This is a genomic window from Methylomonas sp. HYX-M1, assembly GCF_040741385.1.
In the GTDB taxonomy this organism is placed as follows: Bacteria; Pseudomonadota; Gammaproteobacteria; order Methylococcales; family Methylomonadaceae; genus Methylomonas; species Methylomonas rhizoryzae.
Genome location: NZ_CP160405.1, coordinates 3,272,143 through 3,291,098, shown reverse-complemented (window position 1 = coordinate 3,291,098; position 18,956 = coordinate 3,272,143). Strand labels below are relative to the sequence as shown.

Here is an 18,956-nt window from a genome sequence, read left to right as displayed (position 1 = left end):
CGACAGCCGACGCAGGGCTGCCGGCATTTTTCATGCATTGTGGCGACGTTCTACGGCTGGCCGCCAAACGCCCGGACCGCTTTCCAACAAGCTGAAATGCCGTTTGGCCCGGGTTATGGCGGTATATACCAATTCCCGGCTGAGGACCGGGCTCATGGCATCCGGCAACAGCAAGGCGACGTGCTCAAATTCCGAGCCTTGCGATTTGTGTACGGTCATGGCGAATGCGGTTTCTACCGCCGGTAAGCGTAACGGCGAAATCCAGCGCATCGATTCGCCGCCGTCGGTTGGAAAGGCAATCCGCAAGCGTCCGTCCGCTGCTGGTAAAGCAATGCCTATGTCGCCGTTCATCAAGCCCAAATTGTAATCGTTGCGGCTGATCATGACGGGACGGCCCGGATACCAAACGCTGTCGCTTGGCCCAAACAAGCAGTGGCGGATTAAGCGGTTCAAAGCCTCCACGCCCCAATCGCCCTGGCGTAGCGCGCACAGCATTCTAAAGCGCTCGAAAGACTTCAACACTGCCGAGGCCCAGGCGTCGCTACTCGCAAAATCGGCGCGCCTAGCGATCTCTGCCAAATATCGACCGTAGCCGATCGGTTCACGTTCACTGTCGGCGGCTAACACCAGGTTTCGCACGTTGCCGCTCAAATCCGCCGCAACCTGCAGATAGCTGATGTCGACATATTGCGCCGGATGATTCAGCACCGCGTGCGCGGCGTCGGCGTCGCCCGCATTGACCGCTGTCGCCAACCGGCCTATGCCGCTGCCCGCGCCGAAACGGTGGCTGTGGCGTAACATGACGGTCTGCAGGTTGATCGGCGTTCCGCTTGTCCGGCGTGCCGGCAAAGTGGCGCCGGCGTATCGGTTAATCCAAGCCAGAGTGTCGGTGTCGTAAGCGGCATGTTCAGCGCCGGCGCACAATTCGCCCAGTACCGCGCCGGCTTCCACCGACGCCAACTGGTCTTTGTCACCCAGCAAAATTAACAAGGCTGATTGCGGTAGCGCTTCCAGCAAGGCCGCCATCATTTCCAGGTCTATCATCGATGCCTCGTCGACGATGACTACGTCGACGCTTAACGGATTTTGCCGATTATGGCGGTATTTGCGACTATCCGGGCGGCTGCCCAGCAAGCGATGCAGGGTGCCGGCTTTTTGCGGAATGTGTGCGCTTACCGCTGCCGGCAACGTTAGATTTTCGAGCACGCCGGCTATCGATTCGCTGACTCGGGCGGCGGCTTTACCGGTGGGCGCCGCTAACGCGATGACCGGTAGGCGGGTTTGTTCGATTTGGGCCAACTCCGTCAACAGCGCGAGCAATTTGGTGACGGTGGTGGTTTTGCCGGTACCCGGGCCGCCGGTGATAATCGCCAGCTTGGCTCGCAAGGCCAACACGCAGGCAATTTGTTGCCAATCCGGAACCTGCGAGTCTGCGAACAACTCGCGAATGCGCGTGGCCAAAGCCGGCGGCAAGTGAGCCCTGACCGGCTGCGACCGCAGCACTGTTTCGCGTTCGACGATGCGCTGGTAGTGCCAGAAGCGGCGCAGATACAGGCGCCGTTCGCTCAACACCAGCGGCGTATCGCCTTCTCCCAGGCCGACCAGGCAAGAGCCGGACAAGGCGTTCAGCCAATCCTCACAGGAAAAGTGCGAAATGGCGGCTAAACCGCTTGTACTCGCCGCTTCCGCCGGCAGGGCCAATGTGAGTTGTGGATTGACGCTTAAACGCTTGATATCCAAGTACACCTCGCCGCGGCTCAGTTGGCGGCTGACTAGCGCGCCGGCCCATAACACGCAAGGATGGACGTTGGGCGCCAGGTCGGACAGGAATTTGGCGAAGGCCTGGTCCAAAGCGCTAAGCCAGCCTTGTGCCCTCCAGGCTTGCATGTCGTCGAATACCGAAGGCATCATGTTCGAACTCCGGCGAACATTGCGTCCAGCGTTTCGATCAACTCCTGCGGCAATTGCAGCAACAACTGACCGCGTCCAGGGTGTCCCACCCCGCGCAGAAACCAATACAAGCTGCCGCCGACATCGCGCTGATAGTGGTAATCGCGGTGCAAGCGGGATTTCAGCAGACGGTGTAACGCCAGTAAATATAAGGCGGCTTGCAGGTCGTAGCGTTTAGCCAGCAGCGCGGTCGTCAATGCCTCGCCGCCGTATGCGTCGTCCTGGTTGCCCAAGGCGTTGAATTTGTAGTCCAGCACATAGTAACGGCCGCCGCAGACGAAGACCAGGTCGATAAAACCTTTCAGCAGGCCGTTGATGTGACCGGGTTGCAGCGCCGGCCGGCTGCGGCCCGGCAAACAATAGCGGTTAAGTAACGTGTCCAGGCGGGTGACGTCTACCGAATCCACCCCCAGCAAAAACTCCATCTCGGCTTGGTAAGCGTCAGGCGGCAATCGGCTTAGACTGACAGTTGGCGTGCCGGCCAGTGGACACTCCAGCCAAGCGGCCAGATGCCGCAGCATTTGCTCGCCGCTGCCCAGCCAATCAGGCTGGCCGAATAGTTCTTTGATCAGTTGCGCCTGTAATTCGGCTTGTGCCGCAACCGAGGCGAAACCCTCGGTTGCGGCCCGCTCCAGCAATGCGTGGATCAGAACCCCGGCCGCCGCGCCGCGCGGCAACGCGTGGATGCCGTTTGCCGGCCCGGCGCTTGCCGAAGCCGCGGGTTCGGTTTCGTCTTGGCGTTTATCGTCTCCGGCGGTTTCCGCCTCCGCTGCCGTTGTAGGGGTGTGGTCTGCCGCTAACGCCGAATAGCTGGCTATCCACCACGCTTCCCGAATGCTTGCGCTGAAGTTCCTAGGGCCGTCTCGGCATTCCTCTTCTTCCCGATTTGCCTGGAAAACCGCTTCGGAGACAGGCGGAGCGCCGAGAACGGCAATGTCAGGGCATGCGCCGGCCAGCTCGCCCAGCCGGGCAGCCAGGGCGGGTTCGGCCAGACCCGATTGCCAGCCCAGCACGTAGCCCATGGCGGATTTCTCCAGCTGGCATTGTTTGCCCTGTCCTTTGACCGGCGCCACGCCCAGCCAGCAGGCGAAACGGGCTCGAGTGACGGCCACGTATAACAAGCGTATGTCTTCCTGTAGGCGTTCGTTGTCGCTAAGGGCTTTGTTGGCATCGTCTTTACTCAAATCCACGCGCAAGCGGGCGGCCGTGTCGTGGTACCGGTAATAGCGGTTGTTGCGGGCGTTGACTTCCCGAAAACTGCAGATAAACGGCAGAAAAACCAAAGGATATTCCAAGCCTTTGGATTTATGTATCGTCACGATTTTCAATAATTCAGCGTCGCTTTCCAAACGGATGACGTTATCGTCGGTGCTGCCGCCGGAGTTTTGCAGCGCTTCGGCGAGATGGCGGATCAGAGCCGCTTCGCCGTCCAGCCGGCTATCGGCATGCTGCAACAGTTCCGCCAGATGCAACAGATTGGTCAAGCGCCGTTCGCCGTCCGTGGCGTTGCGCAGTTTGGCGGGGAGCCGGTAATCGTGCATCAGCTGTTGCAGTGCCGGTAATATGCCGTCTTGCCGCCAGCGCTCGCGGTAACTCAGGAAACGCTCCAGATGGTGTTCCCATGCGCTTTCGTCTTGCGCCAGCCTTTGCAAGGCGGCCAAGCTCCATTCCATGCTGCGGCTGGCCAGTGCGGCGCGGACTTTATATTCGTCTTCAGGCGTTGCCAATGCGTGCAGCCAAAGCAGCAGGTCTCCCGCTTCCCGACTGGCGTATACGGATTCGCGTTCCGATAAAAACACGCTACGTAAATGTCGCTTGGATAACGCTTTACGCATCACCTCGGCTTCGCCGCGGCTGCGCACCAAGATTGCGACGTCGCCGGGTTGCAAGGCCTGCCAGTCGCCGTCGGCGTGGCGAAAACCGGTATGTCCGGCTGCGGCGCTCGTCAACAGGCGCACGATTTCGCTAGCGGTGGCTTCCGCCATGTGATGGCGATAAAAAGGCATGCCGACCGGCTCGTCCTGCTGCAAGTGCCAAACGGTGAAAGCAGGCGCTGCTTGGCCGTCTACAATCCAGGTTTCGTTTCGGCCTTGCGCGGATACCGGAATGAACGGCAGCGGATGGGTTTCGCCGCCGAATTTGAATGCGCCTTCGGGTTGGCCGCGTTCGGCAAATTCGAATAAGTGGTTGACGGCTTGCACCAAGCCGACCGTCGAGCGAAAGTTGCTGCTCAAGGTGTAATGCCGGCCTTGGGTCGCCGCGTGCGCTTGCAAATAGGTATAAATATCGCCGCCGCGAAACGAGTATATGGCCTGTTTCGGGTCGCCTATCATGAAACAGCCGCCGCCATTGTCGGCGGCTGCAGGATACAAGCGGCTGAAAATGCGATATTGAACGGGGTCGGTGTCCTGAAATTCGTCGATCAGCGCCAAAGGATACTGGCGGACGATGAGGTGTGCCAGGCGCGCGCCGCCGTCGCTGCCCAGCGCTTGGTCCAAGCGGGTCAGCATGTCGTCGAAGGTCAGGCGGGACAAGCGTTGTTTTTCCCGGGCGTAACGCTCGCGTATCCAGGCCACGGCGTGGCGGCGAATCGCGTCGGCGAGGTCCAATTCTTCGGCGTGATGGCCGACCAGTTGGTCCAGCAAGGCAAAAACGCCGGAATCGAACAGGGCCGCTTTATCTTGGTGGGCTTTAGCCAAGCCGGCAGTTAGTTTTTGCAAGCAAAATCGGGCCAGTTCCTTTATCTCAAGATTCTGCCGATGATGCGCCCAGGCCGCGATTTGCGCCAACTTGTCTTTGAAGCCGGCCTTAGGGTACAGATTGGCTTTTAGCCAACCCTGTTCCGATGCGTCGAGCAAACGCCTTTCCAAGTCGTTTTGCTGATTGCGCCACAGCGTTTGCGCTCGGGTGGTCAGTTGCTCGCAGCGTAATGCCCATTCTTCCCAGCGTGCGAAGGTTTGTTCAAGATCGACCTCGATCTGTTGCAACTCCAAGGCCTCGCTGTCGAACAGCAGTGGGTTGACCTCCTTGGACAAGGCGTCGGGATTGGCGAAACAGCGGACCACCGCTGCGCTGGCGGATTCCGACAACGAATAAAAGTGTCGGCGCCAATAGTCGCGCACGGTTTGTTGCAGCAAATCCTGATCGTCGTTGTCGACTTCCCAATCGAACAAGCCGCCGCTGTCGAAGGCATGTTGCTGCAGCATTCGCCGGCACCAGCCGTGTATGGTATACACCGCCGCTTCGTCCATCCAGTTAGCCGCGATATGCAAACGGTAAGCGCAGGCCGGCCATTGTTCGGGCGGATAATCTTGGCGTAGCGCCGACAAAAACGGATCGGCTGCCTCGGTCAATTCGCGAAAATAGGCTGCGGCTTGATTCAGCCGGCTGCGTATGCGCTCGCGCAGCTCTTGGGTAGCCGCTTCGGTGAAAGTGACTACCAATATCTCCGGCGGCAATAAGGCTTGGCGTTCCAGCCCGTGACCGAGTACTAAACGCACGTATAGCGCGGCTATCGTAAAGGTCTTGCCGGTACCGGCGCTGGCTTCGATCAGCCGTACCCCGGACAACGGGAAGCGGAGCGGATCGATAGGGGTGGAACTTGTCATGGGCGAACGTAGACGTTGGAGCCGTTTTGCTGAGGTAGGCGCATTTTAACCGGCCGGCGCGCCAAGGCGAGTGTTTATCCTGCGCCTTACTTGGGCCGATTCGGCGATTTAGTTTTCTTTACCAGACGCTGAATAATCGCCGGCAATTGTTGGCATTGTATAGCGGCGCAATCATGCAGATAGCGACTTGATAGCCGACCACTCCAGCCCAAATCGGCTCAAATATTTTCTAAGCCTATCCGAATCGTTGGTACTGTTTCGTTGCGTGCGGGACACGCTGAATAGTCGGCGCCCCGCTTCGGACAAGCTATTACATGCTTGGCAGACCTGAATGACCGATTGCAGTTGCAGGCGATCGAACAAATCCAGTTCAGCTATTTGAGCGGGAGCCCAAAAAGCACTTAACGCGTTCGAATCGTGCGGATCCTGTTGTCCCCAGATTTGATGCAGCCGCTCGATTTCTTTGTCCACCAAGTCAATATCGATGCGGCCGCCGTCGGCTAATGTTGCCAGGCGCAAGATCGATGCGCCAAGGTCGCGGAAGTTTCCCGGCCATGTTGCGGCGGGCGACATGGCAAAGGCCAAATACTTGTGTCTTGCTTCTTTATTGAAGCCGATTTTCCGCCCCAGATCGGCTGATTGTTGGCAGAGCAAATAATCGATGTTGGGTTCGATATCTTCCGGCCGGCGAGCTAACGGCGGCAATTCATAAGTCCACAGATTAATCCGGGCATACAAGTCTTCCCGAAAACGGCCTGCCCGCACATCTTGCCGCAGGTCGCGGTGGGTGCCGGCAATCAGTTGAAAGTCGCTACCGACCGGCTTATCGCCGCCGACAGGATAAAAGGTTTTTTCTTCAATGGCTTTCAGCAGCATTGCTTGTTCATCCGCCCCCAGTTCGCCGATTTCGTCCAGGAACAGCAAGCCTTGATGCGCCGTTTTCAATAAGCCGCCCCGATCTTGCATGGCGCCGGTAAACGCGCCTTTGATATGACCGAATAAAGCCGATGCCGCACCGTCGCCGCGTAAGGTGGCGCAGTTGATCTCGACAAAAGGGCCGGTCATTTGGTGGCGAGTCTTTTTCAATTCGTATACGCGTTTGGCCAGAAAGGATTTGCCGGCGCCGGTCGGGCCCATCAACAGCATAGGTGCCTTGGAACGCACCGCGACATGTTCGATTTCACCGATGACGCGGTTAAACGAAACATTACGCGTGGCAATGCCGGATTTGAGCAGCGCAATCGCGTCGGACTGCTCGCGGGCAAAGCGCTGGGCAATGGCGTCATACTGGCTTAAATCCAGGTCGATCAACGCATAACTGCCGGGAGAAGCGGCTATTTGCCTGCGCGGCGGCGAAGTTTGCAACAACAAGCCGGGGATATAGCGGGCTTCGACCATCAAAAACAGGCAGATTTGCACCACATGCGTGCCGGTGGTGATGTGTATCCAGTAGTCTTCGGTTTCGGTGTCGAACGGGTAATGCTTGGCAAAATCGAACAATGCCGCATACACCTCGCCGAAATCCCAGGGGTCGCCGATAGTGATCTCCATGAGCGCAACCTCGGTTTCCGGTGAGACGGCGGCAATGTCTTCCTGCAGTTGCGCCGCTAATTTTTGATGTCTGCCATCGTACATTAGCACCATGCGATGGATGAGCAACTCTTCGTGCTGTACCAGAGATACCGTAGGACGCCATTTTTCCCATCTCGACGGCGTTGTGCCGGCGTCAAGTTGTGTGCCTAAGAAACCGATGACGACTTTTCGTTTCATGATAAATAAATCTAAAGTTGTATAAATAAAGATATAAAACAAGTATATCAGCCTTATGCTCGGCGGCTGCGCTGTCGCGAAAGCCAATAAAAAATAATTTAAAAAACAATTTGTTATAAGTTTTTCTTGGGCTTGTATGCGGCTTGGCACGGCTTTCGCGTTAGTCGATATAAAAATCGATCAGGAAAGGGAGAGTCAAATGGCTAACTTACACTTATTTTCGAGCAGCAGAGGCGCATTTGCACCGCACGCCGATGCCTTGAACGAAGCATGCGCTTCGGCTTATGCCTTCGATGAACGCCATCGTCTGGCGCAATATGCGGCAAGCGGAGGTTTGAACGCTACGTTTTATGCCGATGCCGTTGTACAACTGGACACCCTGTTGGACGCCTGCCAAAACGTCGAGCCGCGCTTTATTGCCAAGACAGCGCTGTACTGCCGAGAAAGGAGCTACATGAAAGATACGCCGGCATTGTTAACCGCAATCTTGACCTTACGCGGTCCGGAGTATTTACCAGCCGTGTTTGCGCGGGTGATTGGCAACGGCAAGATGTTGCGTAATCTGGTGCAGATTCTGCGTAGCGGTGCGGTTGGCCGTAAATCCTTGGGTACGCGGCCGAAAAAGTTGATCCAAAATTGGTTGAACACGGCTTCGGAACAGCAGTTGCTGAATGCAGTGATCGGTAAGCCTTACAACGTGGAGAACTTGCCGCCGCTGACCAAAGCGTATGAAAAATATAAATGCGATCCATCGCAAGCCGTGCCGGAGGTGCCGTTTCAATGATTGACGGCACTGCCGTTGGTATTTGTCGGCGGTTTTTTAGTTCAACGCGAATGCCGTTAAAGACTACATCGTGTCGCCGGTTCGAATCCGGCCTTGCCTCGGTAAGTAGCTCGGTTGGCAGAGCAGATGTCCTGGCGCTCGCTTGTCGCCTGACTTAACTCTTTTATTTAGGAACATGACCATGGAGAATTTCGAAGTATTGCAAACCGGCAACGCCAAGCCGATAAAAATGTGGACCAAAGGCGTACCGGTCGAGGACACAGCCAAAACGCAATTACAAAACATCGCCCGGCTGCCGTTTATCTACAAACATGTCGCGGTAATGCCGGACGTACATCCGGGTAAAGGTTCAACCATAGGCAGCGTTATCCCAACCAAGGGTGCCATCATCCCGGCCGCGGTCGGCGTGGATATCGGTTGCGGCATGAACGCCGCTCGGACCAGTCTAAGCGCCGACGATCTGCCGGATAATTTGCACGCTTGGCGGTCTGCCATCGAAAGCGCTGTTCCTCACGGCTTGACCTTCAAAGGCCGTGATAAAGGATCGTGGCAAAATCCGCCGAGTAACGTCGATGCGGCCTGGGCCGAGCTATTACCCGCATTCGAAACTCTGATCGATAAACACCGGCGCTTAAAAAATACCAACAACCATAAACAGCTTGGCACCTTAGGCACAGGCAACCATTTCATAGAAGTGTGTTTGGATGAAGCCAATCGGGTGTGGTTTATGCTGCATTCCGGTTCTCGCGGCGTCGGCAATGCGATTGGTAGCTACTTCATTGAGCTGGCAAAAAAAGATATGCAACGGTTTTTCATCAATTTGCCGGATAAAGATTTGGCTTACTTCCCGGAAGGTAGCGAGCATTTTAAAGACTATGTCGACGCGGTCAGCTGGGCGCAAGATTTTGCGCAAAAAAACCGCGCGCTGATGATGCAAAATGTGGTCGCCGCGATTCAAAAGATTATGCCCAAGCCATTTGCGGTCGATGAAGAAGCGGTCAACTGCCACCACAACTACGTGCAACGAGAAAATCATTTCGGCGAAAATGTCTTGGTTACTCGTAAAGGCGCGGTGGCGGCGTGGCCGGGGCAAATGGGGATTATTCCCGGCTCCATGGGCGCACGGTCTTATATCGTGCGAGGCAAAGGCGAAGCGCAGGCATTTTGTTCTTGCAGCCACGGTGCCGGACGGGTCATGTCCAGATCCGAGGCCAAACGCCGCTTTACGGTAGACGACCAGATTCAGGCGACGCAAGGCGTGGAATGCCGAAAAGATGTCAGCGTCATCGATGAGATCCCGATGGCCTATAAAGACATCGACGCGGTCATGCAGGCACAAGCGGATCTGGTGGAAATCGTGCATACCTTGAAACAGGTGGTATGCGTCAAAGGCTAATCGCAGCCGTTTTCGATAACATCGGAAACGGCAACCATACTGGAAAGAACGTGTTGATTGAATTGGATGGCTCTCAGGGCGAAGGCGGCGGTCAAATTTTACGGACCGCCTTAACGTTATCGATGTGCACCGGGCAAGCCCTGCGCATCAAAAATATTCGGGCGAACCGGAAAAATCCCGGCTTGATGCGGCAGCATCTCACTGCAGTGCAAGCAGCGGCCGCGATTTCCGGCGCCCACGTCGACGGCGCACAGGTCGGGTCGGCCGATCTCGCATTTGCGCCGGGTGAAATTCAAGGCGGCGACTATCGGTTCAGCATAGGCACGGCCGGCAGCTGCACGCTAGTCTTGCAGACGATCTTGCCGGCATTGCTGGTAGCCGACAAGGATAGTCGCGTTACCTTAAGCGGCGGCACCCATAACCCGCTGAGCCCGCCATTCCACTTTCTGCAACGAGCCTTTGTGCCATTGCTGGAAAAAATGGGCGCCAAAGTGGAGCTGCAACTGAACCGGTTCGGCTTTTATCCGGCGGGCGGCGGCGAAATAAGCATGACGGTGACTGCCGGTAAACCCTTACAGCCATTGCATCTGAAAAACCGAGGCGAGCGTATCAACGCCTATGCGGAAAGTTTTTTTGCCGGTTTACCCGCGCATATTGCCGAGCGTGAATTAGCGATGGTCAAAAAACGCTTGGCTTGGGCGGACGACCGCTTACTGCTGCGCGGGATAGACCGGCAACAAGGCCCGGGCAATGCCGTGCTTATTACCTTGGAGTATGAACACGTGACCGAGGTGTTTACCGGTTTCGGCGAGAAAGGCGTGTCCGCCGAAGCGGTTGCCAATGCCGCAGTCAAGCGCGCCCAACGTTACATGACAAGCGAGGCAACGGCAGGACACTTTCTGACCGATCAGTTATTGCTGCCGATGGCTTTGGCGGGGGGCGGTTCTTTTGTCGCCACGGATTGGAGTCCGCATGCGGCAACGAATGCCGAGATCATTCAGCAATTCTTGCCGATTGACGTTCAAACGGCCGCCGCTGAAAGCGGAAACGTAGTAGTCCGATTGACTGCAAAGCGATCGATACCAAGTTTTTAACAGCGCTAGGGTTGTAAGGATATAGGCACAAATAACTTCCGGTTGGTTTGAAAGCATCCTCCCTCGGTAGGGGATAGTTTTCTGCGGACGGTAGGGGATAGTTTTCTGCGGAAAACGCTATAATTCGGCCGCCTAGTTAGGCCGTTATCTCGTCGGTAAGGGGCGAAGCAGCATGAGACCCCGGCTCCGTTCACCATCATTCGTTACTGTTAAGAGGAATTACCCAATGAAACTGTGTTATCAATTGTCACTAGCCGCCGTCGTTAGTTTAAGCGCCGTTTCCGCGCAAGCCGTGCAAACGCCGAATTTCTATCAATGCAGCGGTAAAAAAGTGGACTTGACCTTGGTGGTCGGCAGCAATGCCGAAGTCGGCATAGTAGCGCCCACCACTAGCTTGAATCTTACGATAGGCCGCAAAGACTATTCGTTCCAGGGTGAAGAGGTGACCACCGAGTCCACCTTGATCGGCGATTTGTACGAGGTAACCTTAAAATTTATTCCGGATTTTAAAATCGAGCACGCGTCGGTATTGATTCCGTCGATTTCGATGGGGGAGGCTCCGGTCGATTTTAAAAGCAAACTGATTTTGACTACGGTCAATACCCCGTTTGCGCCAACCGCCTTCGAAGGCGTGGTCAACCCGTCTAAATTCATCGACATCAGCTGCCAAGCGTCCTTCGTCTATTTCTAACGGGCATGAAGGCTTGGCAATCGCCCCGGCAAATGAAAGTCGACGAGGCTCGTTAGTCTTTCGAGCACCTGCCGCGTGACTTTCAGAGTAAGGTTAGAACGCTTATCCCCTGCCATGAACCGAATCCGCTCGATGATGGAGCGGATTCGTCCGGCCATGGCTCTGCCGGTATAAAGAGGTTTGCGGAGCACGGTTCCATCTGACCTAAGCCCTAGGGTAGTGACCCCTATCCTCTTCATTCGTGTCAGGCTATCGGTGCTTTGAGATAAACAGGAGCAGCTGCGGCAAATTAGATAAGTGAGTATGTGGAATATCCTTAGCGCTTACAGTCGGCAAAACATCCTCAGTGTTCCGACATCCTGTCGATTTCGGCAATGGTCTCGCGATAAACCGATTCTAATTCGGCTAACGAGCTTGAATTGCACGCCTCCTGCCGACAAGCAGTCTCCAAACGCGCGCAAACGCCTTGTAAACCGTAAGCGCCCAGGTTGCCGGCCGTCCCTTTCAGCCCGTGCAACAGCTCGGTAGCGGCTTTAAAATCCGCCGATTCGACGCTCGCCGCGATTTTATCCATGACGTCTTGGGAGTTGGCTTTAAAAGACCACAATAGCTCCAATAAAAACGCTCGATCTCCACCCAGCATCTCCAACAGGCGCGAGCAATCCAATCCGGGCCATGCCGCGGCATGACTATCCGGCGAAAGGAGAGCACTCGGGCCGTGGCCAAGCACCTCGCCGACCGCCGTTTCGAGCGGCGAATCCGCCGGTGAGCTGTGCGCCACCCAGCGCGTCAAGGTATGGATCAGTTGGTTAGGATCGACAGGTTTGGCGACGAAATCGTTCATGCCTTGCTCGATGCAATGCGCGCGCTCGGATTCCGACGCGCCGGCCGACAAGGCGATAATCGGCAATGCCGCATACTGCGGCTGGGAGCGAATACGCCGGCAGACTTCGAAGCCGTCCATCTCCGGCATGTTGACGTCCATCAGTACCGCGTCGAAGCTTGTTTGTTGCAACGTCGCCAGCGCATCGGCACCGTTGCCGGCAATGCTTACCGCTAAACCGGTCAATTTCAGAAATTCCGCCACTACCCGCCGGTTGATTTCGTCGTCTTCGACCAACAGAATCCGCGCGCCCCGGATGGGAGCGCCCAGGCTTTGCAATTCGCGGGTCAACGCGCCGGCCTTCCGCGCCCGCCGCCGGCGGGTGATTCGCGTTTGCTTCGTAGCCAACGGTAACCGCAACACAAACCCGAATGTGGAGCCTTCCGTTTGTGCACTCGTCACATAAAAATCGCTCCCCATCAGCTGCAGCAGATTCCGGCTGATCGCCAAGCCCAGTCCGGTGCCGCCGAAACGGCGGGCAATAGAACTGTCCACTTGGCTGAACGGTTGAAACAACTTGTCTAAATCCGTCGCATTGATACCTATGCCGGTATCGGAAACCGAAAAATTCAGATCGACCGTATCGTCCGACTGACGGTCGCAGGCTATCGCCAATTTCACCGAACCTTGCGGGGTGAATTTGAGGGCATTGCCCAGCAAATTGGACAAAACCTGACGCAGACGCAAGGCGTCCCCGATCAATTCGCGCGGCGTGCCGGCCGCCACATCGATAGCAAGGCTCAATTGTTTGGCCAGCGCCTTGTCTTCGAACATCGCCCTAAGAATGTCCAGCTCGACGTCCAGATCGAAGGGCTCGCGCTCCAACGTCAAACGGCCGGCCTCCATTTTGGAGATGTCCAAAATGTCGTTCAAAATGCCCAGCAAGCTTTGCGAAGAACTGGCGATTTTTTCCAAATACTGCCTAACAGGCAAACTACAGTGCTGATTTAAGGCCAGCGCGGTCAAACCGATCACGCCGCTCATCGGCGTGCGGATTTCGTGGCTCATATTGGTTAAGAACTGCGATTTGGCTAGCGCCGATTGTTCGGCGGCATCGCGGGCGGCTCGAATCGAATTTTCCAGTTCCACCCGGCTGGTAATGTCGGTGGAAATCCCGCACACCATATAAATAGTGCCGTCTTCTCGGCGCAAGGGTAATTTAACGGTTAAAAATACCTTGGTTAACTCGCCTTCCTTCAAGCGGTATTTGTGTTCGACTTGTATCGTTTCGCCTTTCAACAATACCCGCTCGTCGTTCGCCCGAATTTTGGCGGCGGTCTGCGCGTCGAACATATCGAAATCGCTAGAACCTATGATCTCGACTTCGTTAGCCTGGAACAACGCCCGGGCCATGCGGTTGGCATATACGTAGCGAAAGTTTTGGTCTTTTAAATAAATGTAGGCACTAACGTTTTCCAGCACCGCAGTCATCAGCGCCTGGTTTTCCTCCAGTTTTCGGTTTAGCCGCTTTCTATCGCTAATGTCGCCGAAATAGCCGTTCCACAACACGCTGCCGTCCGCCAGCCTCTCCGGTCGGGCCTGACCCAGCAGCCACTTATCGCTGCCGTCCGCTGCCGACACCCGGTATTCCAGTTTCCAATCGCTCAAGCTTTCGGCCGAATACGCCAGGCTTTCCTCCAAACTTTTTCTGTCATCCGGATGTACCGCTTCCAGCCACGGCTTTGCATCGCTTAGCAATTTATCCGCGGCTATACCGAACAGCTCGGCCATACCCTTGCTCGTGTAAGGGAAACGGCTCCAGCCGTCCTGATGCCGTTGATATTGAAAGATTGCACCGGGGACGTTCTGAGATAACTTGTTCAACTGCTCGTAACTTTCGCGCAGCTTGATTTCCAGCCGCTTCATTTCAGTGACGTCCACCAAGGTAATCAATTGCAGACGGCCGGAGCGTAAATCCGCTAACGGTACCGCGCTGGCAATCGCTCGCTTCCGGCTGCCGTTCTTGCAGCTCAGCCGGATTTCCAGAGGACTGAATTGTCCCAGCCGTTGCGCAGCCAATTGCCGTTCATTCCAATTGTCGATTACCCATTCGCGATATTCGGCTTCCGGCAACGCCAAGCGCCACCAATCCGCGATTTTAGCGATATCCCGGGTGCTGTAGCCGAAGGTAGCGACAAAACTCGGATTCAGGTAATTCACGTTTTCCCGCTCGTCGACGATTAAAATGCCGATCGGCAAGGTATCTACCACCGCTTGAAAGCGCTGTTCGCTGGCACGCAATAATTGCTGACCAAGTTTTAAATGCGTGATGTCTTCGAATATCGACCAGGCATAGATGTTGCCATCGGTCTCGGTAACCCGCATGCCGTTGACTCTAACGGTAACCAACTCGCCATTCGGCCGTTCCAATTCTTTTTCGTAAGGGCCGTAAGTTCCGGTACGCTGTAAAATCTCGAACTGTGCTTCATCGTGGACCTGTAAACGTTCCGGGGTGATGTCGCTATACGACAAGCCCGCCAGCACCCGCGCGTTTCGCCCGGTAATGGTCTGAAACGCCAGATTGAACTCGACCAGACGGCCTTGCATATCGCTCATCGCAATCCCTACCGGCGCCAATTCGAAAAATTGGAACATGCGTTCGTGGCTTTCGCGTAACACGTGTTCCAGTTTTCGCCGCTCGGTCACGTCTCGGGTAATCGCCAAATGAAACGTTTCGCCATTTTGCCGCATCGGTACCGCGTGCGTTTCCAGCCAACGCCGGCCCGCTTTGCGGCCGTTTACCGCGTATTCCATGACGCAAGATTCTCCGCCAATCACCCGCCTATGCAAATCGGCGTAAGCTAAGCGAAAAGAGGGGGCGATAAAGTCGAATACCGAACAAGCGATGAGTTGCTCGGCGCAATCGGCTTCATACATTCCGATACCGGCAGGATTAATGTCCGCCCAACAGCCGTCTACCCCTATCACTTCTATACATTCCGGCTCGTTGTCGATGATCGCCGACAAACGCGCTTGATTTTCCTCTAATCGCGCCTTGTCCTGCTTTTGCTCGCTAAGGTCTTTGATAAAGGCGTAAAACCGTCCGCCGGCATAGGGCAGAAATGAGACGACAATCTCTACAGGCACGATGCGCCCGCTTTTCGCCCTATGCAGGGTTTCGAATTTTTCGAAACCGCATCGCTTCAAGGTGGCCATGTGCTCGGCAACTACCTCGGCCGATTGATCCGCATCGATGTCCAGTACCTGTTTGCGTAATAGCTCCTCGCGGCTATAACCCGACATGACGCAATAGGCGTCGTTGACTTCGAGTATCCGCCCTTCGGCGTCCACCAACCAAAAGCCGTCCAAGGAAGTTTGGATTGCCAGCCGATATTGAGACGCTTGCTCGTTGAAAGCCTGCGTCAGCCGGGTCTGTTCGCGCATGGCGCGTTGCAAGCGCCGGACGCCCAAGCCGAACAGCACGATAAACACGCTTTGCAGCAACAAGGTCCACTTGAATTGGCTATACCAGGCGGCCAATGCCACCGACTTCAACGTGCCGACTTTGATGTAATACGGAAAGCGGTCGATCGCGCGAAAATGCAGGATGCGCTCGTTGCCGTCTATCTGCGAAGCTATCACCAAGGCGCCGGACTTGCGGCCTTGCGTAATGAAATTTCTGATCGGATGATCGGTAGCGACCGCATGGTTGATCTCGTCGTCCAGCCAAGGAATTCGGAGGATGAGGCGGCTATCGTCTATCCGTCTGACAGACACCAGACCGCTAGTGCCGAAATCCAGCTTTTGCAAGAGCTCGGCCTGCTGCTGTAAATCGATCAAACCGGCTAGCACTGCCCGCAAACCGCCGTCGTTATCGCGAACCGCTCTTGCCATGATCAAGAACCAGCGCCCGCTTTTGGGCTCAAACACCGCTTCGGAAAAGGCAAATTCCAGAGCCGGCTGAAAACGTAACTCGTGGAAATAACTTTCATCCGAAATCGAGCGTTCGGCATGTTCCGGATCGGTTGCATACCGCAACCGACCATCGCCGGCGTAATAGCGAATTTGCGCGACGTCTTGCCTGAGTATGGCATCCGCCAATGCCGAAAAACTCGAGACAAGGTCCTCGCCCTTAGCGCCGCTCGGCAACAGCTTGACTTCGATGACTTGAGCTTGCTGCGTCAATAGCTGTGCTACCCGGGCAAACGTTTCCGCGAAGCGGGCTTCCAGCATCCGAGCGAGATTCGAATTATTTCGCTCGGCGTCCGCCATGTTCTGCCGGTAACTGTTTTGCAAAAACCAAACCGAAGACAACACAATCCCGGACAGGCATAAGCCGAACAAAAACACAAAGCCTTTGCTGCGCGCGGGCTTAGGAGGAATTCTCATTGACTCCCTCTTGCGAATATTGTTAATGCCAATCCCCGCCGGCATGATGGGATAACACTGGATGTCATAAAACAAACTGAAAAATTCTGGATGGGTTACGGCTAAACCAGCCACAGACTAGGTTTGCCTTGATTTAAATACGGTCGATGCGGAATTTAACGAGCGCGAAACCGCAGCATCGCCCCGACCAATGAAAGGTAGTCAGTGGGAGCAAAACCCGGGTCGCGACGACAAGACCGTCCCAATAACAGCAAATTCGGAATCAAAATTTAAGTGTAGGCGCAAACCGCCGAGTCCGAAGCAGCCGGAAGCATAAGGACTTCTTATCTGTCGTCCCATTGATTCCGCCATGCCTATACCTAACGATCATGAAGGCCTGGCAATCGCCCCGGCAAATGAAAGGAGTTTGGTAGGAGCGAGTGGCGATGATGACCTTGCGAATCGCGGTTATGTGTCGTTCCCGGCATGACTTTCATAGTAAGGTTTGCTATGCGCTGAAACGCCGGAGCAATTGCCATCCACCGGCCAACAGGAGATTTTTCCGTGTAAGGATAGGACGGCTGGGCTGAAGACAATGGAATCAGGTTCAACGCTAAGTGTGTTGAAAACAGCTTGGCAATAGGTGATTATATTTTCGACAGTACCGGGTATTTGGTTGGCTGTCCGATAAAAAGAGTTTTTACTGCCGAATGATCGATGACATATTATCGGTAAGGTGTAGCGCTGCTTTATAGTCCAAAAACACTATCTTAATCGGATCACTTTATGAAAAAAATCATTATAAAACATTTACTTGGATCGAAAGCAAACCAGACGGAATTCTTTAACCTACCCATACGGGAGGTATTATTCGGTCGAGAGAATCACTGTCAGGTTATTTTCGATGCAAGCAAAGATGATTTGGTAAGTCGCCAGCACTGCAAAATTACCGCTCAAGGTGAAAATGATTTTTTATTGACGGATTTGAATAGTACAAACGGAACGTATGTCAATGATCAAAAGATTATAAGGCCGCAATTATTGAAACCCGGCGATGTTGTGCAATTAGGTAATGGTGGAGTGAAATTCACCTTCGACCTTGATCCTCGACCGGAAACGCCTATCAAGGCAACCCGGCTATCCGAACAAATCTCTGTATCGCCGGCAACTCGAGAACAACGCATAGAACCTTTCTTCGAATCCGATACGACGAAAAAGGAAACACGGGCCGGCGCAGACAGCTCCAAAGGTATAGGCAAAACCACTTTAATGCGCGAAATCAGTTATGCTGAAAACAATACTCGCAAGAAAATGATTAACTATGGCGCCGGCATTATCGGCCTTATTATTGCGGTTTCCGGCTTTTTTCTATATAAAAATTATCAAGACAAAACCCAACTCCAACAGAGCATTATCGGTATTAAGCAAAGCAGCGATCAAAAAATTGCCGAAATTTCGGCAAATAACGCCCTAAGTCCCTCGGACATATTCAAACAATATGCAGCCTCCACGGCGTCAATTGAATTCAATTGGAGACTCATTCATACCGTATCCGGAAAACAAATTTATCAAAGCTTATACTGTATTGAAAAAAATAGAGGGCGCTGTGCAAACGCCGTACCCGCCTACCGTTATATTGACGGCTCGGTAAGTCCGGAACTCAGTGACGAAAATGGCATTCCGATTCGAGGAAGTGGCTTGGGATCCGGTTTTGTAGTCGATAAATCCGGCTTCATTCTGACCAATCGCCATGTCGCCGCTAGTTGGCAAACCAGTTACAAGGATTTTTCTCCCGGCGTGTTAAAAATTTGCCAAGACACGAATTGCGCGCGATATCAAATCAAGCCTTTCACGGAATCCGATGCACTTTGGAGTAGTTTGAATAAATGGGTGCCCGGCCAATTGGGTAAATCGGTTGAAGGCGTCAACGATACCCTGAATGTGACTTTTCCGAACACCGGACTGGCTATCCCCGCGCATTTGGTTAGGGTATCCGATATTGCCGATGTTGCACTGATAAAAATCGATGTCATTAACGCGTTGATGCCGGTTGACTTGGCGACGGACATTTCGGTCAACCCCGGCGATTCCATCACCGTGATGGGTTATCCGGGTATTTCGCCCGATATCGGAGTCAAGCTGAATTCCCAGGACCCTTTTAACCGACAAAGTCAAGTCCGGGTGATACCGCAGCCGACCGTGACCTCCGGCAACATAGGCAAAGTGCTGCAAGGCAAAGCGGAAGTGACGTCCGATGCCGTGGAAGATTACTACAGCGAATTTGGCGATGCCTATCAATTGACCGTCAACGCCACCGGTGCCGGAAACAGCGGCGGCCCGGTATTCAATGACCAAGGTAAAGTGATCGGCATTTTTTCATCCGGCAGGCAATCGGGAGGAACCGCGATAACCTTTGCAGTACCGATAAAGCACGGTCTGGAAGTAATGGGTATCAATAAATTGGTGCAATAA

9 protein-coding genes are annotated in these 18,956 nt (G+C 54.6%); 5 read left to right on the top strand and 4 right to left on the bottom strand.

Features of this window, described 5'->3' with window-relative positions; translation table 11 throughout:
• Positions 1-30 precede the first annotated feature (30 nt).
• The 3 genes from recD to rtcR all read right to left on the bottom strand — a co-directional run bounded on the left by recD (position 31) and on the right by rtcR (position 7,328).
• Positions 31-1,911 (bottom strand): exodeoxyribonuclease V subunit alpha, encoded by a 1,881-nt coding sequence (gene recD / locus AB0A83_RS14825; RefSeq protein ID WP_367154580.1) that lies wholly within the window; start codon positions 1,909-1,911, stop codon positions 31-33.
• A complete protein-coding gene (recB, locus tag AB0A83_RS14820; RefSeq protein WP_367154579.1) occupies positions 1,908-5,558 on the bottom strand; it encodes an exodeoxyribonuclease V subunit beta in 3,651 nt (1,216 codons plus the stop codon). Before recB ends, recD begins: the two co-directional genes overlap by 4 nt.
• A gap of 171 nt (positions 5,559-5,729) precedes the next feature.
• Entirely contained in the window at positions 5,730-7,328 is a 1,599-nt protein-coding gene (rtcR, locus tag AB0A83_RS14815; protein WP_190303156.1) for an RNA repair transcriptional activator RtcR, read from the bottom strand.
• Between the two features lie 199 nt (positions 7,329-7,527).
• Here rtcR and AB0A83_RS14810 point away from each other — a divergent pair, with 199 nt between their 5' ends.
• The 4 genes from AB0A83_RS14810 to AB0A83_RS14795 all read left to right on the top strand — a co-directional run bounded on the left by AB0A83_RS14810 (position 7,528) and on the right by AB0A83_RS14795 (position 11,293).
• Entirely contained in the window at positions 7,528-8,112 is a 585-nt protein-coding gene (locus AB0A83_RS14810; RefSeq protein WP_367154578.1) for a hypothetical protein, read from the top strand.
• A 175-nt stretch (positions 8,113-8,287) separates the two neighbouring features.
• On the top strand, positions 8,288-9,508 hold the full coding sequence (locus AB0A83_RS14805; protein WP_367154577.1) for an RtcB family protein: 1,221 nt from the start codon (positions 8,288-8,290) through the stop codon (positions 9,506-9,508).
• A 50-nt stretch (positions 9,509-9,558) separates the two neighbouring features.
• Positions 9,559-10,602 carry an RNA 3'-terminal phosphate cyclase gene (rtcA, locus tag AB0A83_RS14800; RefSeq protein WP_367154576.1) on the top strand — a complete coding sequence of 348 codons (1,044 nt, stop codon included), beginning with the start codon at positions 9,559-9,561 and terminating at the stop codon, positions 10,600-10,602.
• Between the two features lie 226 nt (positions 10,603-10,828).
• The gene (locus AB0A83_RS14795; RefSeq protein WP_150049710.1) at positions 10,829-11,293 is read left to right on the top strand and encodes a hypothetical protein; all 465 of its coding nucleotides are present in this window, start codon (positions 10,829-10,831) and stop codon (positions 11,291-11,293) included.
• Between the two features lie 343 nt (positions 11,294-11,636).
• Here the strand turns inward: AB0A83_RS14795 and AB0A83_RS14790 are convergent, their stop codons facing one another.
• The gene (locus tag AB0A83_RS14790) at positions 11,637-16,505 is read right to left on the bottom strand and encodes a PAS domain S-box protein (protein WP_367154575.1); all 4,869 of its coding nucleotides are present in this window, start codon (positions 16,503-16,505) and stop codon (positions 11,637-11,639) included.
• 765 nt (positions 16,506-17,270) lie between these two features.
• Between AB0A83_RS14790 and AB0A83_RS14785 the strand changes: the two genes are divergently transcribed.
• Positions 17,271-18,956, top strand: coding sequence for an FHA domain-containing protein (locus AB0A83_RS14785; RefSeq protein WP_367154574.1), 1,686 nt, complete (start codon positions 17,271-17,273; stop codon positions 18,954-18,956).